Here is a 22,222-nt window from a genome sequence, read left to right on the forward strand (position 1 = left end):
CGTGAACGTTATTTGGGCTCGGGCAATGCTATTAGGGTAGCTGCGGCAGCCCTGGTACTTCACGCCCCGCGCGATGCCCACGTCCACGTCGAGATCAGCATTGCCGGACACCTTGTGCCCGCCGGAATACAGGGATTTGCCGGACGCGTGCTGGTAGTAGAGCAGCGCGAGCCCGGTGCCGGGCGGCAGGTAGGTGTAGTCGCCGGGGTCGACGGCCACCGCGTGGGCAGCGCCGGGCAGCGTGGCGGCGATCAGGCTGGCGGCGAGTAGCGCGCCGATGGGCCGGCGCCGGGCGGGGGCGTGGCAGAGGGATGCGTTCATGGGGATCTCCTTTGATGTGGGGTTGGGCGGCCGGATGTGCCCGGCCGTTTCTTCTTGATCGCACGAGACCCGGGCGCCTTCCGCCAGCCCTTTCCACCACCTCGCCGGCATGCCACCGATCTTGTGCCGGGCCGATTCTAATCACGCAAAAACAGGGGTTTGCGCCGCCCGGGCGGCTAAATCGGGCGATTTCCCGTTTCGTTCAAAAGATCGCCAAGGATCGACAAGATCGCCGGCTGGCCCTGCCCCTAGATTGTCTCCACGGCAGCAGCAGTCGCGGCTTTGCCCCCGACGCCGCTCCGCTTCCGCAGGCTTGCCCCACCCCGGGGGGCGGCCACACCACAAGAAAGTGAAGGAGACAAAATGAGCACGAATAGCCCCCAGCCGACCCGCACCCCCGCCGCCACCGACGCGGTGACGCATCTGGACGCCCTCATCATTGGCGCCGGCGTTGCCGGGCTGTACCAGCTGCACCGCCTGCGGGAGATGGGCATGAAGGTGCGCGCCTATGAGACCGGCACCGGCGTTGGCGGCACCTGGTACTGGAACCGCTACCCCGGCGCGCGCTTCGATTCCCAGGCCGAGATCTACCAGTACTGGTTCTCGGAGGAGCTGTACAAATCCTGGCAGCCCTCCGAGCGCTTTCCGGCCCAGCCCGAGACCGAGCGCTGGCTCAACTACGTGGCCGACACCCTCGATCTGAAGAAGGACATCCAGTTCAGCACCCGGATCGCCTCGGCCCATTTCGACGAGGCCAACGACCTGTGGCGGATCGAGACCGCCGCCGGCGAGAAGATCACCGCCCAGTTCCTGATCGCCTGCTGCGGCATGCTGTCGGCGCCGCTGTCCGACCGCTTCCCGGGCCAGGCCAGCTTCAAGGGCCAGATCTTCCACACCGGCCTGTGGCCGAAGGAGCCGGTGGATCTGAAGGGCAAGCGCGTGGCGGTGGTGGGCACCGGCGCCACCGGCATCCAGGTGATCCAGACCATCGCGCCGGAAGTGGGCTCGATGAAGATCTTCGTGCGCACGCCGCAATACGTGATCCCGATGCGCAACCCCAAGTATTCCGGGGCCGACTGGGAGAAGTGGGGCTCGCGCTTCCATGAGCTCAAGGCGCGCGTGCGCAGCACCTTCGCCGGCTTCGATTACGACTTCGACGCCGGCCCGTGGGCCGAGAAGACGCCGGAAGAACGCACCGCCGTGCTCGAGAATCTGTGGGAAGACGGCTCCCTCGCCCTGTGGCTGGCGTCCTTCCCCGAGATGTTCTTCGACGAGGAAGTGAGCGAGGAGGTGTCGGTGTTCGTACGCGCCAAGATGCGCGAGCGCCTCCAGCACAACCCCGAGCTGTGCGATCTGCTGATCCCCACCGACTACGGCTTTGGCACCCACCGCGTGCCGCTGGAAAACAAGTATCTGGAGGTGTACCTGCAGCCCAACGTGACGGCGGTGGACTGCCGCACGGTGCCCATCGAGCGCGTGGTGCCCGAGGGCATCCAGACCGCCGACGGGGTGATCCATGAAGCGGACGTGATCATCCTCGCGGTGGGCTTCGACGCCGGCTCCGGCGCCCTCACCCGGATCGACATCCGCGGCCGCGACGGGCGCTCCCTGAAGGCCGAATGGGGCCAGGAGATCCGCACCGCGATGGGCCTGCAGGTGCACGGCTACCCCAACCTGTTCACCACCGGCGCGCCGCTCGCCCCGTCCGCCGCCCTGTGCAACATGACCACCTGCCTGCAACAGCAGGTGGACTGGATCACCGACTGCATCGACTACGCCCGCAGCAACGGCAAGAAGGTCGTCGAGGCCACCGAATCCCTCCAGGACGAATGGGTCCAGCACCACGACGAGACCGCCGCCAAGACCCTCGTGGTCAAGACCGACTCCTGGTACATGGGCTCCAACGTGGAAGGCAAGCCCCGGCGCCTGATCTCGTACATCGGCGGGGTGGGCACCTACAACCAGAAGTGCGACCAGCTGGCGAGCCAGGGCTACCCCGGCTTCGAGATGCGCTGAGCCAACCGGAAAGGACATCCACCATGAACCGACTTTCCGGCAAGGCCGCCGCCATCACCGGCGGTGGCAATGGCCTGGGCGCAGCGATCGCCCAGCGCATGGCAGACGAGGGCGCCGCCATTGCGGTGCTCGACCGCGACCCCAACGGCCGCGCGGTGGCCGAACGCATCGCCGCGGGCGGCGGGCGGGCACTCTTCGTGCAGACCGACGTCACCGACGAAGCCCAGGTGAGCGCCGCGCTGCGGGCGGCGTTCGAAGCCTTCGGGCGCCTCGACGTGCTGGTGAACAACGCCGGCATCGAGGGCGAGAACGTGCCCACCGACCGCCTCTCCCTGGCCGAGTGGAACCGGGTGATGGCCGTCGATGCAACCGCCGTCTTCCTGTGCACCAAGCACGTCATCCCCTACCTGCGCCAGGCGGGCGGCGGCTCGGTGATCAACATCTCGTCGATCTACGGCATCGTCGGGGGCGGCGACATTCCGCCCTACCACGCGGCCAAGGGCGCCGTGCGCTGCATGAGCAAGAACGACGCGCTCACCTACGCCAGCGAGCGCATCCGGGTGAACTCGATCCATCCGGGCTTCATCTTCACGGCGCTGGTGGACCGCTACGTGCACGACGCCGGCCTGGAGCGCAGCGCCGCCAAGGCCAGCCTCGACGCCCTGCATCCGCTGGGCGGCACCGGCACCCCGGACGACATCGCCTGGGGCGCGGTGTACCTGGCGTCGGACGAGTCGCGCTGGGTGACCGGCGCCGAACTGGTCATCGACGGCGGCTACACCGCGCGCTGAGCCCCCACCCCGCACCACCGGCCGCCCCGCGCGGCCGGGCACCCATCGGAGGAAATCGACATGAACAACTATTACAGCCAGGACAACCACGGTCCGTTCAAGACCATCAACATCGGCACGCTGGAGCTGGAGGAAGGCGGCGTGCTGCCCGACTGCACCCTCGCCGTGGCGACCCACGGCACCCTCAACGCCGCCCGGGACAACGCGATCCTGGTGCCGACCTGGTATTCCGGCACCAGCAAGATCATGGAGCAGGTGTACATCGGCCCGGGCCACGCCCTCGACCCGACGCGCTACTTCATCATCGTGGTGAACCAGATCGGCAGCGGCCTGTCCCTGTCGCCAAGCAACGCGCCGGCCGCCATCGCCGGGCCGAACTTTCCGAAGGTGCGCATCGGCGACGACGTGCGCGCCCAGCACCGGCTGCTCACCGAGCACTTCGGCATCCAGCGCCTGGCGCTGGTGGTGGGCGGCTCGATGGGCGCCCAGCAGACCTACGAATGGGCGGTGCGCTACCCCGATATGGTCGAGCGCGCCGCGCCCATCGCCGGCACCGCCTGCAACACCGAGCATGACTTCGTGTTCACCGAGACCCTCGTCGAGGCGATCACCACCGACCCGGGTTTCCGCAACGGCGACTATTCATCGGCGGCCGACGTGGCGGCGGGCCTCAAGCGCCACGCCAAGATCTGGACGGTGATGGGCTGGAGCACGGAGTTCTTCCGCGGCGGGCGCCATCGCGTGCTCGGCTTCGAATCGGTACAGGCCTTCGTGGACCAGTTCATGACCGGCTACTTCGGGCCGATGGACCCGAACAACCTGCTCGCCATGGCCTGGAAGTGGCAGCGCGGCGACGTGAGCCGCCACACCGGCGGCAATCTCGCCGAAGCCCTGGGCCGCATCAAGGCAAAAACCTATGTGATGCCGATCAGCCACGACATGTTCTTCCCGCCCAGCGACTGCGTGGCCGAGCAGCAGCTGATCCCGAACAGCGAGTTCCGTCCAGTGAGCAGCATCGACGGCCACCTCGCCCTGTTCGGCACCGATGCCCACGCCATCGCCGAAGTGGACAGCCACCTCCGGGAACTCCTCGCCAGCTAGCACCGCCTCCGAAAGGTGACGTCGTCCTTCAGCAGGGACGATGACGACACCGGCGCTCCCCGCGGGTGCCTTTGCGGCGCATCAGGGCAACCTGGTGCGCCATTTTTTTGGGTGGAGCTGAGGGGGTTTGGGAGAAACCGGGGCTTGCAGGACGGCCGACGAAGGCCGCGTCAGGCGCCGCCGTCCTTCTTCAGCCGGGCTGGCGTGGTGCCCAGCCGCGCACGCATCACGCGGGTCAGGTGGGCCTGGTCGGCAAAGCCGCACATGGCCGCCACCTCCTTGATGGCCAGCCCGCGGGTGGCGAGCAGGCGCGCAGCCCGCTCGACCCGACGCGTCATCACGAACTCGTAGGGCGAACAGCCCATCGAGGCGCGGAAGTGCTTGGTGAAGGTCCAGATCCCGAGGCCGAGGGTCTCGGCCATCTGCTCGATGGTGATGCCTTCGTGCAGGTGGGTTTCGACGAACTCCTCGAGCCGCCGCACCCTGCTGGGCGACAGCGGGCCGGCGGGCATCTCGTCGCGGAAGGTGAAGCGCGCGTACTTGCGGAACAGATGCACCGCCAGCTGGATCGACAGCGCCTCGACGTACAGCCCGCCGCCCAGCCCGCGCTGGCGCGCCTCGAGGGTGATCGCATCGACGATCTGCGTGACCACCGGGTCCTGCCCCTGCAGCACGTCGTGCAGCCGCACCTCGGCCACGCTGCGCTCGGTGACGTCGGAGGCCACGCGGGCCATCAGGGCTTCGGAGAGATAGGTGTGGGAGACCTCGATGCACTGGGTCCAGTGCCAGTGGGACGACTCGGAGCGGGTCAGCAGCGAGAAGTCGCCGGGCGTGCAGCGCTTGCGGCTCCAGCGCCCCTCGACGCAGCGGTCCATCGGCGTGACGCCCGCGTGGTAGCGCACCACCATGAAGTGATCCATCGGCGGGATCGGCACGTCGAGCCCGGTGTAGCGGTAGGCCCGGTGCCCGACGTTCTTCCAGCCCAGACCGTCGCTCGACGAGGTGATCCGGCCTGGCACCCAGGTGGGCAAGTCCCGCGGAGTAATCAGGTTAGCCATCGCGCGAATGCTTCAAAAGATGAAACCGGAGAGCCAGAAGGATGGAGGTCAGGGGCTGCGCCCTTGAGCTGCAATCATACAAAGATTAATTAAATGGTTGAATAAAATTAGGTGATTGCGACGCACGCGGGCCGACAGGCCGCGGGGCGCACCCACGCGGCACAAACGGAGAAACCAATCGGAAGGAAATGGGCCGCCGGCGGACACCGGCGGCCAGGTTCGGCCGGGCGGCCTACTTGATGCCGACCACCGCCATCTTGCGGCGCAAAAACGCGATCTGCGTCTGCAGCGACAAGCCCTTCGGGCACACGTCGTGGCAGCCCAGCAGGCTCATGCAGCCGAACACGCCGGTGTCGTCGCCGATGAGTTCATAGAAGTCGTCGTCGCTGCGGGTGTCCCGCGGGTCGAGGCGGAAGCGGGCGATCTTGTTGAGGCCGACGGCGCCGACAAAATCGGGGCGCATCTGCGCGGTGCCGCAGCCGGCGATGCAGCAGCCGCATTCGATGCAGCGGTCGAGTTCATAGATGGCTTCGGCGAGGGCGGGCTCCATCGGCGCCTCGACCGCGGTGAGGGCGGTTTCTTCCTGGCTGTGGATCCAGGTTTCGAGGCGTTCGGCGGTGCCGCGCATCCACTTGCCGGTGTTCACCGAGAGGTCACCGATCAGCTCGAACACCGGCAGGGGCGCCAGGGTGATGAGCGGGGCGAGGTCGCGGGTGAGGCAGCGGCAGGCCAGGGTGGGCTTGCCGTTGACGAGCATGGCGCAGCTGCCGCAGATGCCGGCACGGCACACGAAGTCGAACTGCAGCGAAGGGTCGAGGCGCTCGCGGACTTCGCCCAGGGCGAGGAAGAGGGTCATGCCCTCGGCCTCTTCGACGAGGAAATCCTGCCAGTGGGGGGCGATGCCCTCGCCCGGGCTGCTGCGCAGGATGCGCAGGGTGAGGCTGCGGGGAGCGGTCATGGCGGGGCCTTTCGCGGGGGCGGGCTCAGTGGCCGCCGCGCACAGGGGTGCGCAGGCCGTCCCAGCCTTCGGCGTGGATGCCGGGGGCGACGGCGATGTCGCGGCCCAGGTCGCGGATGAAGGCAGTACAGGGCACGCCGGGCACGCCGTTGATGGAGACGCTGCAGGTGTTGCAGGCGCCGGAATGGCACATGAAGGTGTCGGCCCAGGTGGGCGGCAGCGCGCCCTTGGCCTGCTTGATGGCGCCCAGAAGGGTCATGTCGGGGGCTTCGACGATCTCGACCGGGGTGGAGCCGCCGGTGAGCGTGCGCAGGTGGAGGGTGACGGTGCGGACGTGGGACATGGGGGCGTTCATGACGTGGTGTCTCCGGGCCTTTCGTTGCGGCCCTGGTAACGCTCGGGCAGCAGGTGGTCGAAGGGCATCAGGGCGTGTTGCAGGGTGTATCGGTCGGCGTGGCCGAAGGCTTTGCGGATGGCGTTGATCTCGTCCGCGCGGATGGCCGTGGCCGGGTGTTCGATGGCGTTGCGGGCGCCGTAGCCGCGCCAGCCGGGGGGCAGTTCCATCGCCGCCACGTCCAGGTCTTCCCAGGCGAGGGTCGGCAGGGTGTCGTCGCCGTGCCAGGTGGCGAGGGTGCGCTTGAGCCAGTTCGCGTCGTCGCGGGCGGGGTAGTCCTCGCGGTAGTGGGCGCCGCGGCTTTCGGTGCGGGTGAGCGCGCCGTGGGCCACGCACAGGGCGAGCTTGAGCATCTTCTGCACCCGGTAGGCGGCCACCAGCTCGGGGTTGCTGCCGGGGCGGCGGGTGGCGATGCCGATGTGGCGGCTCTTCTCCAGCAGTTGCTGTAGTTCGGTCACCGCGGATTCGAGCAGATCGCCGCGGCGGAAGATGCCCACCTTCTCGGTCATGATGTCCTGCATCCGTCGTGTGAGTTCGGCGGCGCTTTCGCTTCCGTTGCCATGCAGCAAAGTGTCGAGCTTTGCCTGCTCCCGTTCGAGGAACTCCCGCACGAGGGCGGTGGAGACATGCAGATCGCCTGCGTCGGATTCCACGAAGTCGGCCATCTTCTCGCCGACGATCATGCCGGCGACAACCGTCTCGGCCACCGAGTTGCCACCCAGCCGGTTGAAGCCGTGGAGATCCCAGCAGGCGGCCTCGCCACAGGCGAACAGGCCGGCAAGGCCGCGGGCGTGGCCGGCGGCGTCGGTGCGGATACCGCCCATCGAGTAATGCTGGGCCGGGCGCACGGGGATCATGTCGCGGGCCGGGTCGATGCCCAGGAAGTGCTGGCAGATCTCCTTCACCTCGCGCAGGCGGCCGTCGATGTGGGCCTTGCCGAGCAGGGTGATGTCCAGCCACAGGTGTTCGCCGAAGCGGGTCTTCACCCCGTGGCCGGCGCGGATGTGCTCTTCCATACGCCGCGACACCACATCGCGGGAGGCCAGCTCGCGCTTTTCGGGCTCGTAGTCGGGCATGAAGCGGTGGCCCTTGGCGTCGCGCAGCAGCCCGCCGTCGCCCCGGCACCCTTCGGTGACGAGGATGCCGGCGGGGAAGATGGTGGTCGGGTGAAACTGCACCGCCTCCAAGTTGCCCAGGGGCACCACGCCGGTCTCCAGCGCAATGGCGGCGCCGATGCCTTCGTTGATGACGGCGTTGGAGCTGACCCGGTAGATCCGCCCGAAGCCGCCGGTGGCGATGCAGGTGGCCTTGGCCACGTAAGCCGAGAGTTCGCCGGTGACGAGATCGCGCACGATGGCGCCGTGGCAGCGCTGGCCGTCATGGATCAGCGCGATGGCTTCGGTGCGCTCATGCACCGGGATGCTTTCGGCCACGGCCTGGTCGGAGACCGCGTAGAGCATGGCGTGGCCGGTGCCATCCGAGACGAAGCAGGTGCGCCACTTCTTGGTGCCGCCAAAATCCCGCGCGGCGATGAGGCCGTGCATGGCGGCGGGTTCGGTGAGCGTCACCCGCTGGCCGTCCATCACCACCTCGCGGGGGCCGGCCTGGATGCGGTTCCAGGGCACGCCCCAGGCGGCGAGTTCGCGCACGGCCTGGGGGGCGGTGTGCACGAAGAGGCGCGCCACCTGCTGGTCGCAGCCCCAGTCGGAGCCGCGCACGGTGTCTTCAAAGTGCACGTCCTCGTTGTCGCCGGCGCCCATCGCGGTGTTGCCCAGGCTGGCCTGCATGCCGCCCTGGGCCGCGGCCGAGTGGGACCGCTTGGGCGGAACGAGGCTCAGGATGGTCACGTCGTGGCCGCGGCGCCGGGCGCCCACGGCAGCGCGAAGGCCCGCGAGGCCGCCGCCGATCACCAGCACGTCGGTGTAGTGGATGCGCATGGTCAGCCCCGGGCTGTCTTGGCCGCGGTGGGCACGTAGGGTTCGCCGGCCCGGTCGGCATGGGCGATGCCCAGCTGCACGTAGGCCAGCAGGGTGACGAGGCCGAGGCCCACGAAGAACACGCTGAAAGCCGTCTTCACCGCCCGCAGGCGGCGCCGGCTGGCGGCTGGGTCGCGCCCTTCGAGCCAGCCCCACTTGAGGGCCAGCCGGTACAGGCCGACGCTGCCGTGAAGCTCGACCGCGAACAGCAGCAGCAGGTAGAGCGGCCACATGGTGCCCGTCCAGATGCGGTCGGCGGATTCATAGGGGCCGATCAGCTCGGGATGGACGAGCATGCCGTAGAGGTGCACGGTGCCCAGGAAGAACAGCGCAAAGCCGGTCCAGAGTTGCAGCCACCACAGGCCGGTGTCGCTGTGGCGCAGCTGCCGGCGATGCTCGGCAAAGGCCCGGTACTGGCGCCAGTTGGCGGGAAACTTGCGCAGCGCCAGCCACGCGTGGCCGACGAACACCGCCAGCACGAAGCCCACCACGCACGACACGACCCACGGCTGGGGCGTGCCGAACAGCCAGCCGGCCTCGAAGAAGCGGGCGACGGTGTAGAAGGCATCGTGGCTGATGAGGATGGACGACACGAAGAACATGTGCGCCACCAGGAAGACCGCCAGAAACAGCCCGGAGGCGCTCTGGAGCAGGTCGAGCCGGGCCGGCCAGCGGCTCTTCTTCAGGCGGCGGGCGGCGTGGGCGGGATGGGAAACCGCAGCCGGAATGCCCGGAATGGCCGGGGCGGCGGCGTCGGGCTGGAAGAGCCCGGTCTGTTCGATGGAACGCGTCATGATGAGGAGACCGCGGTGAATCAACCACCAGCCGGCTGGTCGTGGGGCACCTGCGCGGGGGACGCATCCCTCGCCCGGTGCGACACAACCCGAACCTGGGGTTCGAGCCGGCGCCTTGTCTCCTCTTTTTTGCTCTCTTGGGCTACAGCACTGATCGACAGCGTGAGTTCAAGCTAGGCCGTCTTTGCTTATATTGCTGTGCACAATGCCGCGATTGGCGGTCGGACACCGGCCGAAGTGAGGGTTTTCCGCTGGGGGCCACCGGAATCCGTTGTTTTTCGGCAACAGAGACCCCGTAACGACCGGGGTTACACTGGCGCCCTTCCCTTTCACGCCCCAGCCATCATGCAAATCTGGATCGACGCCGACGCCTGCCCGGCCGTGGTCAAGGACATCATCTTCCGCGCCGCCGAACGCCTGCAGATCCAGACCTTCGTGGTGGCCAACCGGCTGCTGCGCACGCCGCCGTCGCGCTTCATCCGGGCGATTCAGGTGCCGTCGGGCTTCGACGTGGCCGACGCGCACATCGTCGACACGCTGGCGGCCGGCGATCTGGTGATCACCGCCGACATTCCGCTGGCCGCGGCGGTGCTGGAGCGCCAGGCCCACGCCCTCAACCCGCGGGGCGAGATGTACACCGCAGCCAACATCGCCGAGCGCCTGTCGATGCGGAATTTTCTGGAAGAGCTGCGCAGCAGCGGGGTGCAGACCGGAGGACCGGCGGCCTTCAGCCAGGCCGACCGGCAGGCCTTTGGCGCGGCGCTGGATCGCTTTCTGGCCAGGGCGACGCGCTGAGCCTCAGCCGTCCAGATCGGCCGCCAGCTGGCGTGCGATGGCCGCCAGGGCGCGGACCAGATCGGGCGCCGACAGGGCATCGAGGGGCGTGGCCATGTCGTGCATGGCCTGGATGTGCCCCACCGGATTCGGCGCATCGCCGATCGCACTGAGGAGCACCCAACGCACCTTGACCGCGTAGCGGGCCGCGGCCTCGAGGAAGAAGCCCAGCTCCTCGCTGCGGATGAAGGGCGAGGCCAGAAAGCCCGGCGACACCAGCAGCAGGGCGACGCGGGTGGAGGCCAGCGCCCGGTCGATGGCGTCGCGCCACATCTCGCCGGCCTCGATCCGGGTGTCGTCCCACACCTGCAGGCCGCGCAGCTCGACGTAGGGTTCGAGCGGCGCCTTGACCACGTCCAGCCAGGCCTTGTCCCGGTGGCTGTAGCTGATGAAGAGCTGGCTGCGGGAGATGCGCGACAAGCGGTTGGCGAAGCCGCGCATCATCGCCGAGGCGGTCATCACGGCCCGCTCGTCGTGGATGCGGTCGGCAGGCCGGCTGCCCGCCTGGGCCCGTCGGCGCTCGCCGGAGAGGTCATTTCCCCAGTCGCGCAGGCAGGCGGTGGCGGCGCGGCGCCCGGCTTCGAAGAGGTAGGGCTTGCGCGTCTGGGCGGCGTCGAACTGCTCCATCTCCAGATCGAACACCGGCACCTCGATGAGCCGCGCCCGGGGGATTTCGTCGATGAGGTAGTGGTCGCGGCTGGCCACACCGGCGCCGACGATGGTCTTGATGAAGCGGCCAATGCCCTGGGGCGGCGTGGTGACTGGCGCGTCCGCCGGCTGCAGCGCCACGATGGGGTATTCGTCGTCAAAGCGGCCGACCATCCAGATCGGGCAGTGGGTGGCGATCGCCGCATCCACCACCACCCGCCCGCCGGCTTCGTGGGGCGGGAAGAACAGAGGGATACCCACCGCGATGCGCACCGCCTCGGTCACCTTCATGTCGGCGTGGGTTTCGCTGGCATACACGAGGAGCTGCTTCGAGAGCAGGTCGATGCCCGCCGTGGCGAAGGGGATCGCCATCTCGCCGAAGGTTTTGCCGGGGCCGATCAGGTCTTCCATGATCTGCACCACCGCGTCGCTGTCGTAGGGCGCGAAAGGCCAGCGCAGCCAGGACACGTAGCGCAGCGGCCCGGGCAGGCTGGGCTTGCCCAGCAGGCGGCGCAGATCGACCGCCTCGACCCGCGCCTGCACTTCGCGCATCGGCAGGCCGGTGGCGACGAGGGCGCCGATCAGGCTGCCCGCCGAGCAGGCCGAGATGCTGGCGAACTCGATGCCGGCCTCTTCGAGCACTGCCAGCGCGCCCACATAGGCCAGGGTCTTGACGCCGCCCGACCCGAGCACGAGATGAACCCGGGTGCGCGGTGTCGGAAGGGCTGACATGGCCTCGCCTCAGCCCAGCGCGGCGGGCTTCGTGCAGCCGTCGTCCATGCCATCCAGCTCGATCTGGATGGTGGGGTGGTGAATGCGGAAGCGGTGCTTCAGCCCTTCGGCCACGTCGATCAGGAAGCTGTCGCCCGGATGGCCGTCGGGCATCACCAGATGCGCTGACAGCGCGGTTTCGGATGTACCCAGCGCCCAGATGTGCAGGTCGTGCACGTCCTTCACGCCGGGCAGGCCGGCGAGCCAGGTGTGCACATCGACGAGATCGATGCCTTCCGGCACACCATCGAAGGCCAGGTGCAGCGACTGCCGGAACAGCCCCCACGAACCGATCACGATCACCGCAGCGATCGCCAGGCTGACCACCGGATCGAGCCACGCCCAGCCGAAGTGCAGGTACAGCGCCCCAGCCGCCACCACGCCGAGGGACACCAGCGCGTCGCCGGCCATGTGCAGGAAAGCACCACGGATGTTGAGGTCGTCCTTGCTGCCCGACATGAACAGCACGGCGGTGATGCCGTTGATGAGCACTCCGATCGCGGCCACGACGATCACCGTCCAGCCGGCCACCGGCTCAGGCGACTGCAGGCGCTGCACGGCCTCGAGGGCCAGGGCGCCCATCGCCAGCAGCAACAGCACGCCGTTGGCGAGTGCCGCGAGGATCGAGGCCCGCGCCCAGCCGTAGGTGAACTTGTGGGTCGGGCGCAGGCGCGCCGCGGCGGTGGCGCCCCAGGCGAGGATCAGCCCGGCGACGTCGGACAGGTTGTGGCCGGCATCGGCCAGCAGCGCGAGGGAGCCGGACATCCAGCCAAAGATGGCCTCGACCAGCACGAAGCCGATGTTGAGGGCGATGCCGATGGCGAAAGCCCGGTCGTAGGACGCCGGCCCGTGGTGATGGCCGTGGCCGCCATGACCGTGACCATGCCCGTGAGCGTGGCTGCAGGCGTGGCCGTGGTGGGCGTGGTCGTGGCTCATCGGCCGGGCAGCATGAGTTCCTCGACGCTCTTGCGCAGGGAGCGGGATTTGGGCGGATCGCTCACCCCGACGCGGCAGAAGAAGGTCAGGCCCTGGTCGTGGCCAAAGCCGCCGATACGCTCGAACTCATCGGCCAGCGCCGCGGCGCCCTGCTGGATCTCGGGCAGGGCCGAGAAGCTCAGGCCGGCGCGGGCGTACCAGCGGAAGATCAGCGGCGTCATCTCGGGCTGCAGATGCAGGCCCACCGCCGCGGCGGTCAGCCACACCCGCTGCAGCGCAATGCCGCCGCGCACATGGGCCTCGACGCCCTGGGCCGGCACGTCGGCCTTCACCAGCACGTGGGCGGCGCAGGCGATGGCCGGGATGTAGTCGAGCTGCACCCGCGGCGCGATGGTGCCGCCAAGATACTTGTTGAAGAACTGCACACGGCCCCAGCTCGCCATCACCCACTCCATCAGCCGGGCGGTGGCGCCATCGACGCCCACGGCCTGCTCGGGGATGCGGTCCTTGCTGAAGCGGGTGCGCCACTCGATGATCTCCTTGTGCACCGGGTAGGCCTCGGGGCAGGTGAGGCGCAGGTAGGCGTTGCGCCACAAGAGGCCCGCGACCTGGCGGCGCTCGGCGCCGGATTCGAAGAACTGCACGCTGTAGCCCGCACCCGGCGCCGCGGCCAGGGCACTGCGCTGGACGGCGGTGAGCGGCGTGGTGCGCATCGGCCGGCGCTGCACGGTGCGGCTCTCGATGAAGGGCAGGAGCGGATCGGGGGCGATACCCGGCGCGGGGGCGAGCTTCACGTCGAACACCGGCGATTTATCCGGGCTGCCGGGACGCAGTTGCCAGCTGGCGGCAAGGCCTTCGCCGGTGGCGGCGATGCGCAGGGTCTCGAGCAGCGCGCCGTGGGCCATGTGGCTGGCGTGGCCGTTGAAATCGTAGAGGCACCACTCGCGGGTGTCGTTGCCGTGGATGGCGACGTGGTCGTCGGCAACGATCTCGAAACGCCAGGGCTGGGTGTTGTCGCCGCTGGGGGCCCAGCGGGCCAGGTCGAGGATTTTCAGCAGGGTTTCACGGCTGGCCATCGAGGGCTCTCCTGGATCGGAAACGCGGGGCGCGGAAGGTTGGATCAGGCGGTGCTGGCAAACTTGCCCTGGCGCATCGCCTTAAGCTGACGGCGGGCGATGAACAGGCCAATCTGCTGGATCGGGTTGCGGTTGCCCCCCGGACGCCAGGTCTTGATGTAGCGGTTGCTGTAGGCGTCGAAGTGAAAGCCCCAGGGGGCGCACAGCACCTTGCCGCGGCCGAGGAGGATCTTGAGGGCTTCGGTGGCCGTCACGCCGGCGCACAGCTGGCAGGCGGCGATGGTGCTGGGGCCACGCCGGGCGTTGAAATCCACCCGGGTCGGGTCGGCCAGATAGCCGCGCTGGAGCATCGCCGGCGACAGGCCGAGGAGAAAGCGCACCGCCATCTCGTCCTCATCGCAGCCTTCGAGCCGGAAGTACTCTTCGAACGACATGTGCCCCGGCAGGAAGGACAGCACCGCCGTGCCCATGCCCAGCGGCGCCGCGGTGACCGCCGGCACGCCCAGCCGGTGGCAGGCGTAGAAAGTATCGCGGCGCGCCTTGAACGCAAAGAAATCCAGGCCGTCTACATAGAGGTCGACGCCGGACAGGAAATCGTCCAGGTTGGAAGCATCGACACCCTTGTCGAAGATGCGGATGTCGAGCTCGGGGTTGATGTCCTTCGCCATCCGGGCCATCACCTCGGCCTTGGGTTGGCCGACCGTCGACATGGACGCACCCGCCTGGCGGTTGAAGTTCACCACGTCGAAGGTGTCCATGTCGGCAATGTTGAAGGCGCCGATGCCGAGCCGGGTGAGGGTGAGCAGATGCACGCCGCCGACGCCGCCCATGCCGGCGATGGCAATGCGCTTGCCGCGCAGCGCTGCCTGTTCGGCCTCGGTGACCCAGCCGATGTTGCGGGCAAAGGCTTCGTGGTAATCAAAGTTTGCGTTGGCGTCGGGCATGCGTATCGAATCCGTCGGACCGGGAAACATTATGATACGACAGTTCGCGTCCGGGCCCGGCCCCGTTGCCCATCCCGGCCGCCGTCCGTCGGATGGATCGGACCGGCCATACCGATCAGCCCTTCAGGTCTGTGCGCCGGGGTCGTTGATGCTCGATACATCCATTCCGTACAACCAGAAGAGGCCCATGAGCCATGTCGCTACTTGATCGTTTCAGTCTGGGGGAAGGCTTCAAGAAGTATTTCGAAGTCGCCGCCGCCTTCAGCGACGACCTGCGCAACGATGTTTATGGCATCCGCCACGAAGTCTATTGCGAGGAGTTGGGCTTCGAGCCGGTCCGGCCCGACCGTCGCGAGATCGACGACAACGACCGCCACAGCCTGCACTGCCTGCTGCGCACCTCGACCGAGCCGCACATCCTGGTTGGCTGCAACCGCCTGGTGATGGCCCGGCCGGAAGAGCCGGCCCATCCCCTGCCCTTCGAGCACGCATGCCGCGCCACCCTCGACCGCTCGATCATCGACCCGGCCAGAGAGCCCCGCGGCGCCATCGCCGAAGTCTCGCGCCTTGCGGTGCGCGCCCACTACCGCCGCCGGAAGGGCGAGACCAGAACCGCGCTGGCGCTCTCCGAAGACGATTTCGGCACCAAGGAGCAGCCCCGCTTCCCGTACATCCCGATCGGCCTGTATCTGGCGGTGGTTGCGCTGGCCAAGCACGAGGGCGTCGAAACCCTGTTCATGCTCACCGAACCGCGCCTCGCCGACCATTTCTCGAAGCTCGGCGTGAAGATCACCCAGATCGGCGGCCCGGTGGAGCACCGGGGCACCCGCGTGCCGTCGATGATGAACGTGGATCACGTCATCAAGAACCTGCGTTTCTTCATCCGGCCGATCTGGCGGGTGGTGGTCGAGGAGATCGAAGCCGGCTACGCCAACGGCCGCCCGGCCTTTCAGACGCCGGCCTGAAACGGCGCGTTCAGTCGGGCCCGCGGTCCCGCTCGCGCAGCGCGGCCCGGGCCAGCAGGTGCGAGGCCGCCGGCAGTGTGACCAGCAGGGCCACGAAGATCCCCAGCGCCCGGAGCGCCCAGTCCAGACCGCCGCCCTTCAGCGCCACACCGATCAGCAGCACGCCCAGCGCGAGGGTCGCCGCCTTGGTGGCCGCGTGCTGGCGCGACAGGGCGTCCGGCAGGCGCAGCAGCCCCACCGCGGCGATCACCAGCAGCACCAGCCCCAGCAGCATCAGGCCCTCAGCCACTCCGGCCTCCCCGCTTCTCCACCGCCCGCGCCCACGCCAGGGTACCCACGAAGGCCACCACCGCCACGCCCAGCGCCACGTCGAGATACAGCACCCGGCCGGTGATCGTCGCCGCCAGTGCGCAGGCCGCAATGCCGCAGGCCGACAGCAGGTCGAAAGCCACCACCCGGTCGGCGTCGGTCGGGCCGCGCAGGAGGCGGATCACCGCCAGCACCACCGCCAGGGCCAACAGGCCGATCAGTAGCGCGTTCATGGTTGCACCCCGCACAGCACCCGCACGTGGCGCTCGAAGTGGCGCCGGATGCCGTCGGCCGCAGCGGCCTGGTCGCGCCCGTCGAGCAGATGCACCAGCAGGCTGCGTGTTTCCATGTCGATATCCACCACCGTCGAACCCGGCGTGAGGGTGACAAGGCTCGCCAGTAGCGCGGCGCCCGCCTCGCTCAAGGGCGCGAACTCGTAGCGCATCAGCACCGGCTGCGCGGGCACGCAGGGGGCGAGGATGATCCGCACGGTCGCCAGCCCCGACACCACCAGCTGCCAGACAAACGACACCGCCAGCACCACGGCCGCCGCCACGCGCTTCATCGCGCCACCTCAACAAGCCCCGCCGCGGCCTGCCCGGCAAAATCCAGCAGGGTTTGCGGGAACATCCCGATGCCGGCGGTGATCGCCGCCAGCAGCGCCACCGAGGCCAGCGCCGCAAGGGGCAGCCGGCCCACCGCCACCGGCGCGGGATGGGGTTTCCAGAAAGCCTCGATCCAGATCTTGCTCATCGAATAGAGCGTCAGCACGCCGGTGGCCAGCGCAGCGCCGCCCCACACCCAGTGGCCGCCGGCGAAGCTCTCCCGCAGCACCAGAAACTTGGCCCAGAAGCCCGACAGGGGCGGAATCCCCACCAGCGACAGCGCCGGCACCGCAAAGATGATCGCCAGCATCGGCCGCGCCGCCGCCACACCGCCGATGCGCCGCAGGTCGTAGCTGCCGGCCACGCGGCACACCAGCGCGGCGATCAGGAACAGGTTGGCCTTCACGATGATGTGGTGGATCGTGTAGAAGATCGCCGCCGCGTAGCCGGCCGGGGTGGCCAGCGCTACCGCGAGGATCAGGTAGCCGATCTGGCTGACGATGTGAAAGGCCAGGATGCGCCGCAGATCCCAGTGCCACGCCGCACCCAGCGCCCCAGCCAGCATCGTCGCCACCGCCACGGCGCCGAGCACCGCCTGCCAGTCGGCCATCGCCGCCGGAAAGACCTGCCCGAACAGCCGTAAGAGCGCATACACGCCCACCTTGCTGAGCAGCCCCGCGAACAACGCCAGGATCGGCGCCGGCAGCACGTGGTAGGCCGCGGGCATCCAAGAGAACACCGGAAACGCCGCCGCCTTGGCGAGGAAGGCCACCGTCAGCAGCGCCACGCCCGCCGCCAGCAGCGGGCTGGTCGGCGCCTGGGCCAGGGCCGCAAAGTTGAGCTGCCCGGTGGCGCCATACACCACCGCGATGCCGGTGAGCAGCACCAGCGTGCCCACCATGTTGAGCACCAGATAGCGCAGCGTGCCGTCCAGCGCGGCCACCCGCCCCCGATGGACGAGCAGGCCCAGCGCGGCGATCAGCATCACCTCGAACCACACGTACAGGTTGAACAGATCGCCGGTGGCAAACGCCCCGCCGACCCCGGCCATCAGCCCGTGCACCAGCGGCAGCGCGACCGAGCGCCTGTCTGCCGGATCGACCCGCGCCGCCTGGAAGACCAGGCACACGAAGGCGATCAGCGCCGAGACGAGGATCATCCCCGCCGACAGGCGATCGACCACGAACTCGATCCCGAAGGGCCGCGCCCAGTTGCCGAGGATCAGCGCCAGCCGGCCGTGCTCGCCCACCGCCTGCAGCACGAGCAAAGCCACCAGCAGGTTGGCAGCCCCGGCGAGCAGGCTGAAACCCTCCGTCAGCCGCGGCCGGCCAGCCAGCAGCACGCAGCCGACGGCGCCCGTCAGTGGCACCAGCACCGGCGCGAGGGCAAGGTTGGCCATCCCGTCGCTCATGCCCGGCGCTCCGCGTCGAAGGGCAGCGGCTTGCCGTCGGGGCCGGCACCCGGTTCGGCATCGCCCAGACGATCCACGTCGCCATCCGGCCGCTTGGCCAGCAGCGCCATCAACAGCACCAGCGCGAAGCACACGAAGGCGAAGCCGATCACGATGGCGGTGAGTACCAGCGCCTGGGGCAGCGGATTGGCGGCGGTAGCGGCAAGCACCGTCTCGCTGTCGGCCATGATCGCCGGCACGCCAGAGCCCACCCGCCCGGCCATCAGCACGAAGAGATTGACCGCGGTGCCGGCCAGCGCGAGGCCCACCACCACCCGCAGCAGGTCGCGGGCAAGGATCAGCCACACGGCAGCGCCGCCGCACAGGCCGATCGCGATCGCCAGCAGCCAGGCGTTCATGTCTTCCTCCAGAGCGCCAGCACCAGCGCCGCGAGGCCGCCCCACACGCACAGCATCACGCCCAGGTCGAAGAGCATCACCGTGGACCACGGCAGCGCAATGCCCGCCAGGGCAAGCTCGCCGCTCACATGGGTGAGAAAGGGCTGCCCGGCGACGAGCGCCGGCACGCCGGCCAGCGCGCTCATCCCCACGCCCAGCGCCGCGAGGCGCTCCGGCGCCAGGGGCAGCCGCGCCCGGGCAGCCCGCCCGCCAAAGGCCAGCGCATAACTGGCCGTGGCCGCCACCGCCAGCAGCCCGGCGATGAAGCCGCCCCCCGGCGCGTTATGGCCGCGAAACCACACCACCAGCGCCGCCAGCAGCAGCGGCCGATAGACGAGGCGTACCAGCTGCTCGACGAGAATCTCGCGGGAGCCGAGGCGGAAATCACTCATCGCCCGGCCCTCCCCATGCGCCGCAGGATGCCGCCCGCGGCCAGCGCCGCCAGCAGCACCACGGCGATCTCGCCGAGGGTGTCGAGGCCGCGGAAGTCCACGATGATCACATTCACCACGTTGCGCCCGTGGGCCGCGGCGAGGGATTGCGCGCCAAAGTAATCCGACAACGCGCTGTCGAAGGGCGCGGCGGTCATGCCCAGCGCCAGGAGCAGCAGCCCCAGCCCGGCCAGCACCGCGGCGACCAGCGCCAGCGCCGGCCGGCCGTGGGGCAGCACGTTTCGCCCCGGGGGCAGCAGGCGGCCCAGCGCCAACGCCACCACCACCGCGAAGACGCCATCCACCGCCAGCTGGGTGAAGGCCAGATCCGGCGCGCCGCGGGAGAGAAAGATCAGCACCGAGCCCAGCCCGGCGATGCCGCTGGCGAGGAGCAGCGCCATCCGCCGCCGCACGAAAACACAGGCCAGCCCGGCACCGGCCACCAGCAGCGCGCCGGCGGCAAGGCCGGCATCCACATCGCCCGACGCCGCCGGCAGTTCAAGCCGCAGCACCCACGGCAGCAGCGCCAGCCCGGCGGCGGCCAGCAGCGTGGCGGTGTAGATCGGCAGGCGGCCATGCTGGAGCGCATTCGTCACCACACCGGCGAGCTTGCCCAGCCCCGCCATCACCCGCTCGAAGCCACGCTGGCCGCTGGGCCCACGGGACGGGTCGCGCCCGTGCAGGCCACGCGCCCGCTGGAGCCGGAAATACAGCCAGATGCCGCCCACGAAGGCCACCGCGCTCATCGCCAAGGGCAGGTTGAAGCCGTGCCACAGGGCGATGCTCACGTCGGGCATCGGCGCGCCGGTCACCGCCGGCACCGCCACCGCGAGCAGCGGGCCGAAGGTCTGCATGGGCATCAGCCCCACCGCCACGCACACCAGCACCAGCAGGTCGACGGGGATGCGCATCCACAGGGGCGGCTCGTGGGGCGTGCGGTCGAGCCCCACCGGCTCGCCATGGAAGAAGGTGTCGTGGATGAAGCGGCTGGAGTACGCCACCCCCAGCAGGCCCGCCAGCACCGCGCCGGTGGGCACCAGCCAGGCCAGCAGCGGGTGATCCACCGTCAGCGCCTCGGCGAAGAACATCTCCTTCGACAGGAAGCCGTTGAGGAGCGGCACGCCGGCCATCGCGGCGGCGGCGGTGATCGCCAGCACGGACGTCCACGGCATGAAGCGGATCAGCCCGTTGATGCGGCGCAGATCACGGGTGCCGCACTCGTGGTCGATGATGCCGGCGGCCATGAACAGGCTGGCCTTGAAGGTGGCGTGGTTGAGGATGTGGAACACCGCCGCCACCACCGCCAGCTCGGAGCCCATCCCCAATAGCAGCGTGATCAGCCCCAGGTGCGAGAGCGTCGAGTAGGCCAGCAGGCCCTTCAGGTCGTGCTGGAACACCGCGTACCACGCGCCCACCAGCAGGGTCGCCAGCCCGGCGAGGCTCACCGCGTAGAGCCACAGGTCGCTGCCGGCCAGCACCGGGTAGAGCCGCGCCAGCAGGAACACGCCGGCCTTCACCATCGTCGCCGAATGCAAGAAGGCCGACACCGGCGTGGGCGCGGCCATCGCGTGGGGCAGCCAGAAGTGGAAGGGAAACTGGGCGCTCTTGGTGAAGGCGCCCAGCAGGATCAAGGCCAGGATCGCCGGGTACAGCGGATCGGCGCGCACCGCCGGGCCAGCGGCGAGCACGGCGTCGAGATCGAAACTGCCGGCCACCTGGCCCAGCAGGATCAGCCCGGCCAGCAGGCACAGGCCGCCGCCGGCGGTGACGGTGAGCGCCATCCTTGCCCCCTGGCGGGCATCGTCCCGGTGGGTCCAGAACCCGATCAGCAGGAAGGACGCGACGCTGGTCAGCTCCCAGAACACCAGCAGCACGATCAGGTTGCCCGCGGTGACGACGCCCAGCATCGCCCCCGCAAAGGCCAGCAGATAGGCCAGGAAGCGCGGCTCGGAGTCCTCCGCCGACAGGTAGTAGTGGGCGTACAGCACCACCAGCGACCCGATACCCGAGATCAGCAGGCAGAAGATCCACGCGAGGCCATCGACCCGCACGGTGTAGTCGATGCCGGCGAGCCACGGAGTGCTCACGCGCAGCAGCTCGCCGGCGAACATCGCCGGGCCCATGGCCACCGTGAAGGCGCCGGCCGCCAGCATCACCGCAGCAGCAATGAGCGCCGACAGGCCGCGCCGGTTTGCCGGCAGCGCGCCCACGGCGAAGGCCGCCGCAAAAGGCAGCAGGGGCAGAAAGGGAAGGAGGTTCAAAACGCCGGAATGCACCGGCGGATGTTAGCAGCGCCGGCCGGATCGGATAAGTCGAAAAAACCGGCGGAACACTGCGGGATAACGCGCCGCTGCCCGTCACCCCGCCAATGCCAGCCGGGTTTGCTGCGGAGCATCTAAACCATCGTCTAATTTTTGGACAACAAAAATCTCGATAAATTGGCCCCCGAGTGGTTGAACGGCCCCCTGCCGCCGACCGGTCGATTCGGGCGAGCCCTTTTCGCCCATACAAAAAAGGTGCCGCGCCGCACCTGCATTCCGATAAGGAGGAGACACCCATGGCCGTACTCAACCGGATGGACTGGTATGACCTCGCCAGAACCACCAACTGGACCCCCAAATACGTCAGCGAGGACGAGCTGTTTCCGCCCATGCTGTCGGGCGAATTCGGCCTGCCGCTTTCTGCCTGGGAGAAATACGACGAGCCCTACAAGCAGACCTACCCCGAATACGTGAAGGTCCAGCGCGAGAAGGACGCCGGCGCCTACTCGGTGAAGGCCGCGCTGGAGCGCAGCCGCATCTTCGAGAACGCCGATCCGGGCTGGAAATCCGTGATGAAGGCCCACTACGGCGCCATCGCCCGGGGCGAATACGCCGCCGCCAGCGCCGAGGCGCGGATGATGCGCTTCTCCAAGGCGCCGGGCATGCGCAACATGGCCACGCTCGGCTGCATGGACGAGATCCGCCACGGCCAGATGCAGCTCTACTTCCCCCACGAGCACGTCTCGAAGGACCGCCAGATGGACTGGGCCTTCAAGGCCTACGACACCAACGAGTGGGCGATGATCGCCGCACGGCACTTCTTCGACGACATCATGATGACCCGCGACGCGATCAGCGTGTCGATCATGCTCACCTTCAGCTTCGAGACGGGCTTCACCAACATGCAGTTCCTCGGCCTCGCCGCCGACGCCGCCGAAGCCGGCGACCACACCTTCGCCAACCTCATCTCCAGCATCCAGACCGACGAATCCCGCCACGCCCAGATCGGCGGCCCGGCGCTCAAGGTGCTGATCGAGAACGGTCACAAGGCCGAAGCCCAGAAGCGCGTGGACATCGCCGTGTGGGGAGCCTGGAAGCTGTTCTCCGTGCTCACCGGCCCGATCATGGATTACTACACGCCGCTCGAGCACCGCAAGCAGTCGTTCAAGGAGTTCATGGAGGAGT

21 protein-coding genes and 2 pseudogenes are annotated in these 22,222 nt (G+C 68.8%); 6 read left to right on the forward strand and 17 right to left on the reverse strand.

Annotated features, from left to right (window positions below; translation table 11 throughout):
- Nucleotides 1-321, reverse strand: a pseudogene (locus Q0672_RS20815) (hypothetical protein); the annotation flags it as partial.
- A gap of 363 nt (nucleotides 322-684) precedes the next feature.
- Here Q0672_RS20815 and Q0672_RS20820 point away from each other — a divergent pair.
- Genes Q0672_RS20820 through Q0672_RS20830 form a run of 3 tightly spaced genes read left to right on the forward strand, consistent with a single transcriptional unit; the run spans nucleotide 685 to nucleotide 4,229 of the window.
- A complete protein-coding gene (locus tag Q0672_RS20820; protein WP_298625434.1) occupies nucleotides 685-2,337 on the forward strand; it encodes an NAD(P)/FAD-dependent oxidoreductase in 1,653 nt (550 codons plus the stop codon).
- A gap of 23 nt (nucleotides 2,338-2,360) precedes the next feature.
- Nucleotides 2,361-3,128 carry a glucose 1-dehydrogenase gene (locus tag Q0672_RS20825; protein ID WP_153160065.1) on the forward strand — a complete coding sequence of 256 codons (768 nt, stop codon included), beginning with the start codon at nucleotides 2,361-2,363 and terminating at the stop codon, nucleotides 3,126-3,128.
- Between the two features lie 60 nt (nucleotides 3,129-3,188).
- Nucleotides 3,189-4,229 carry an alpha/beta fold hydrolase gene (locus tag Q0672_RS20830; RefSeq protein ID WP_298625438.1) on the forward strand — a complete coding sequence of 347 codons (1,041 nt, stop codon included), beginning with the start codon at nucleotides 3,189-3,191 and terminating at the stop codon, nucleotides 4,227-4,229.
- A 170-nt stretch (nucleotides 4,230-4,399) separates the two neighbouring features.
- Here Q0672_RS20830 and Q0672_RS20835 read toward each other — a convergent pair whose 3' ends face one another.
- The 5 genes from Q0672_RS20835 to Q0672_RS20855 all read right to left on the reverse strand — a co-directional run bounded on the left by Q0672_RS20835 (nucleotide 4,400) and on the right by Q0672_RS20855 (nucleotide 9,409).
- Complete coding sequence (locus Q0672_RS20835; protein WP_298625441.1) at nucleotides 4,400-5,287, reverse strand: helix-turn-helix domain-containing protein; 888 nt, start codon at nucleotides 5,285-5,287, stop codon at nucleotides 4,400-4,402.
- A 232-nt stretch (nucleotides 5,288-5,519) separates the two neighbouring features.
- A complete protein-coding gene (locus tag Q0672_RS20840; protein WP_298625444.1) occupies nucleotides 5,520-6,245 on the reverse strand; it encodes a fumarate reductase iron-sulfur subunit in 726 nt (241 codons plus the stop codon).
- Between the two features lie 25 nt (nucleotides 6,246-6,270).
- Nucleotides 6,271-6,600: a 2Fe-2S iron-sulfur cluster-binding protein gene (locus tag Q0672_RS20845; protein ID WP_298625447.1), complete on the reverse strand. Its 330-nt coding sequence runs from the start codon at nucleotides 6,598-6,600 to the stop codon at nucleotides 6,271-6,273.
- Complete coding sequence (locus tag Q0672_RS20850; RefSeq protein ID WP_298625449.1) at nucleotides 6,597-8,576, reverse strand: fumarate reductase flavoprotein subunit; 1,980 nt, start codon at nucleotides 8,574-8,576, stop codon at nucleotides 6,597-6,599. Before Q0672_RS20850 ends, Q0672_RS20845 begins: the two co-directional genes overlap by 4 nt.
- A 2-nt stretch (nucleotides 8,577-8,578) precedes the next feature.
- Nucleotides 8,579-9,409, reverse strand: coding sequence for a fumarate reductase cytochrome b subunit (locus Q0672_RS20855; protein ID WP_298625451.1), 831 nt, complete (start codon nucleotides 9,407-9,409; stop codon nucleotides 8,579-8,581).
- Between the two features lie 345 nt (nucleotides 9,410-9,754).
- On the opposite strand from Q0672_RS20855, the gene Q0672_RS20860 reads away from it, so the two are divergent.
- A complete protein-coding gene (locus Q0672_RS20860; RefSeq protein WP_284189469.1) occupies nucleotides 9,755-10,204 on the forward strand; it encodes a YaiI/YqxD family protein in 450 nt (149 codons plus the stop codon).
- Between the two features lie 3 nt (nucleotides 10,205-10,207).
- On the opposite strand, the gene Q0672_RS20865 is transcribed toward Q0672_RS20860, so the two are convergent.
- Genes Q0672_RS20865 through Q0672_RS20880 form a run of 4 tightly spaced genes read right to left on the reverse strand, consistent with a single transcriptional unit; the run spans nucleotide 10,208 to nucleotide 14,618 of the window.
- A complete protein-coding gene (locus Q0672_RS20865) occupies nucleotides 10,208-11,623 on the reverse strand; it encodes a patatin-like phospholipase family protein (protein WP_298625454.1) in 1,416 nt (471 codons plus the stop codon).
- 9 nt (nucleotides 11,624-11,632) lie between these two features.
- A complete protein-coding gene (locus Q0672_RS20870) occupies nucleotides 11,633-12,598 on the reverse strand; it encodes a cation diffusion facilitator family transporter (protein ID WP_298625457.1) in 966 nt (321 codons plus the stop codon).
- The gene (locus Q0672_RS20875; RefSeq protein WP_298625460.1) at nucleotides 12,595-13,674 is read right to left on the reverse strand and encodes a nitroreductase family protein; all 1,080 of its coding nucleotides are present in this window, start codon (nucleotides 13,672-13,674) and stop codon (nucleotides 12,595-12,597) included. Before Q0672_RS20875 ends, Q0672_RS20870 begins: the two co-directional genes overlap by 4 nt.
- A 44-nt stretch (nucleotides 13,675-13,718) precedes the next feature.
- On the reverse strand, nucleotides 13,719-14,618 hold the full coding sequence (locus tag Q0672_RS20880) for a ThiF family adenylyltransferase (RefSeq protein ID WP_153160054.1): 900 nt from the start codon (nucleotides 14,616-14,618) through the stop codon (nucleotides 13,719-13,721).
- A gap of 194 nt (nucleotides 14,619-14,812) precedes the next feature.
- On the opposite strand from Q0672_RS20880, the gene Q0672_RS20885 reads away from it, so the two are divergent.
- Complete coding sequence (locus Q0672_RS20885) at nucleotides 14,813-15,583, forward strand: PEP-CTERM/exosortase system-associated acyltransferase (RefSeq protein ID WP_298625465.1); 771 nt, start codon at nucleotides 14,813-14,815, stop codon at nucleotides 15,581-15,583.
- 10 nt (nucleotides 15,584-15,593) lie between these two features.
- Here Q0672_RS20885 and mnhG read toward each other — a convergent pair whose 3' ends face one another.
- Genes mnhG through mbhE form a run of 7 tightly spaced genes read right to left on the reverse strand, consistent with a single transcriptional unit; the run spans nucleotide 15,594 to nucleotide 21,037 of the window.
- Entirely contained in the window at nucleotides 15,594-15,872 is a 279-nt protein-coding gene (mnhG, locus tag Q0672_RS20890; protein ID WP_298625468.1) for a monovalent cation/H(+) antiporter subunit G, read from the reverse strand.
- Nucleotides 15,865-16,125, reverse strand: coding sequence for a monovalent cation/H+ antiporter complex subunit F (locus tag Q0672_RS20895; RefSeq protein ID WP_298625471.1), 261 nt, complete (start codon nucleotides 16,123-16,125; stop codon nucleotides 15,865-15,867). The genes mnhG and Q0672_RS20895 overlap by 8 nt, the downstream gene beginning before the upstream one ends.
- Nucleotides 16,122-16,457 (reverse strand): Na+/H+ antiporter subunit E, encoded by a 336-nt coding sequence (locus Q0672_RS20900; RefSeq protein ID WP_298625474.1) that lies wholly within the window; start codon nucleotides 16,455-16,457, stop codon nucleotides 16,122-16,124. The genes Q0672_RS20895 and Q0672_RS20900 overlap by 4 nt, the downstream gene beginning before the upstream one ends.
- On the reverse strand, nucleotides 16,454-17,908 hold the full coding sequence (locus tag Q0672_RS20905) for a proton-conducting transporter membrane subunit (RefSeq protein ID WP_298625476.1): 1,455 nt from the start codon (nucleotides 17,906-17,908) through the stop codon (nucleotides 16,454-16,456). Before Q0672_RS20905 ends, Q0672_RS20900 begins: the two co-directional genes overlap by 4 nt.
- Complete coding sequence (locus Q0672_RS20910; RefSeq protein ID WP_298625479.1) at nucleotides 17,905-18,306, reverse strand: sodium:proton antiporter; 402 nt, start codon at nucleotides 18,304-18,306, stop codon at nucleotides 17,905-17,907. Before Q0672_RS20910 ends, Q0672_RS20905 begins: the two co-directional genes overlap by 4 nt.
- Complete coding sequence (locus Q0672_RS20915) at nucleotides 18,303-18,737, reverse strand: MnhB domain-containing protein (RefSeq protein ID WP_298625482.1); 435 nt, start codon at nucleotides 18,735-18,737, stop codon at nucleotides 18,303-18,305. Before Q0672_RS20915 ends, Q0672_RS20910 begins: the two co-directional genes overlap by 4 nt.
- Nucleotides 18,734-21,037 (reverse strand): hydrogen gas-evolving membrane-bound hydrogenase subunit E, encoded by a 2,304-nt coding sequence (mbhE, locus tag Q0672_RS20920; protein ID WP_298625484.1) that lies wholly within the window; start codon nucleotides 21,035-21,037, stop codon nucleotides 18,734-18,736. Before mbhE ends, Q0672_RS20915 begins: the two co-directional genes overlap by 4 nt.
- 296 nt (nucleotides 21,038-21,333) lie before the next feature.
- Between mbhE and Q0672_RS20925 the strand changes: the two are divergent.
- A pseudogene (locus Q0672_RS20925) lies at nucleotides 21,334-22,222 on the forward strand (toluene monooxygenase); the annotation flags it as partial.

It is taken from the genome of uncultured Zoogloea sp. (assembly GCF_937894855.1).
Lineage (GTDB): Bacteria > Pseudomonadota > Gammaproteobacteria > Burkholderiales > Rhodocyclaceae > Zoogloea > Zoogloea oryzae.

Excerpts from the sequence above, each read along its gene's own strand:
- Q0672_RS20820 (WP_298625434.1), top strand. The coding sequence starts at position 685 with ATGAGCACGAATAGCCCCCAGCCGACCCGCACCCCCGCCGCCACCGAC.
- Q0672_RS20825 (WP_153160065.1), top strand. The coding sequence starts at position 2,361 with ATGAACCGACTTTCCGGCAAGGCCGCCGCCATCACCGGCGGTGGCAAT.
- Q0672_RS20830 (WP_298625438.1), top strand. The coding sequence starts at position 3,189 with ATGAACAACTATTACAGCCAGGACAACCACGGTCCGTTCAAGACCATC.
- Q0672_RS20835 (WP_298625441.1), bottom strand. The coding sequence starts at position 5,287 with ATGGCTAACCTGATTACTCCGCGGGACTTGCCCACCTGGGTGCCAGGC.
- Q0672_RS20840 (WP_298625444.1), bottom strand. The coding sequence starts at position 6,245 with ATGACCGCTCCCCGCAGCCTCACCCTGCGCATCCTGCGCAGCAGCCCG.
- Q0672_RS20845 (WP_298625447.1), bottom strand. The coding sequence starts at position 6,600 with ATGAACGCCCCCATGTCCCACGTCCGCACCGTCACCCTCCACCTGCGC.
- Q0672_RS20850 (WP_298625449.1), bottom strand. The coding sequence starts at position 8,576 with ATGCGCATCCACTACACCGACGTGCTGGTGATCGGCGGCGGCCTCGCG.
- Q0672_RS20855 (WP_298625451.1), bottom strand. The coding sequence starts at position 9,409 with ATGACGCGTTCCATCGAACAGACCGGGCTCTTCCAGCCCGACGCCGCC.
- Q0672_RS20860 (WP_284189469.1), top strand. The coding sequence starts at position 9,755 with ATGCAAATCTGGATCGACGCCGACGCCTGCCCGGCCGTGGTCAAGGAC.
- Q0672_RS20865 (WP_298625454.1), bottom strand. The coding sequence starts at position 11,623 with ATGTCAGCCCTTCCGACACCGCGCACCCGGGTTCATCTCGTGCTCGGG.
- Q0672_RS20870 (WP_298625457.1), bottom strand. The coding sequence starts at position 12,598 with ATGAGCCACGACCACGCCCACCACGGCCACGCCTGCAGCCACGCTCAC.
- Q0672_RS20875 (WP_298625460.1), bottom strand. The coding sequence starts at position 13,674 with ATGGCCAGCCGTGAAACCCTGCTGAAAATCCTCGACCTGGCCCGCTGG.
- Q0672_RS20880 (WP_153160054.1), bottom strand. The coding sequence starts at position 14,618 with ATGCCCGACGCCAACGCAAACTTTGATTACCACGAAGCCTTTGCCCGC.
- Q0672_RS20885 (WP_298625465.1), top strand. The coding sequence starts at position 14,813 with ATGTCGCTACTTGATCGTTTCAGTCTGGGGGAAGGCTTCAAGAAGTAT.
- Q0672_RS20895 (WP_298625471.1), bottom strand. The coding sequence starts at position 16,125 with ATGAACGCGCTACTGATCGGCCTGTTGGCCCTGGCGGTGGTGCTGGCG.
- Q0672_RS20900 (WP_298625474.1), bottom strand. The coding sequence starts at position 16,457 with ATGAAGCGCGTGGCGGCGGCCGTGGTGCTGGCGGTGTCGTTTGTCTGG.
- Q0672_RS20905 (WP_298625476.1), bottom strand. The coding sequence starts at position 17,908 with ATGAGCGACGGGATGGCCAACCTTGCCCTCGCGCCGGTGCTGGTGCCA.
- Q0672_RS20910 (WP_298625479.1), bottom strand. The coding sequence starts at position 18,306 with ATGAACGCCTGGCTGCTGGCGATCGCGATCGGCCTGTGCGGCGGCGCT.
- Q0672_RS20915 (WP_298625482.1), bottom strand. The coding sequence starts at position 18,737 with ATGAGTGATTTCCGCCTCGGCTCCCGCGAGATTCTCGTCGAGCAGCTG.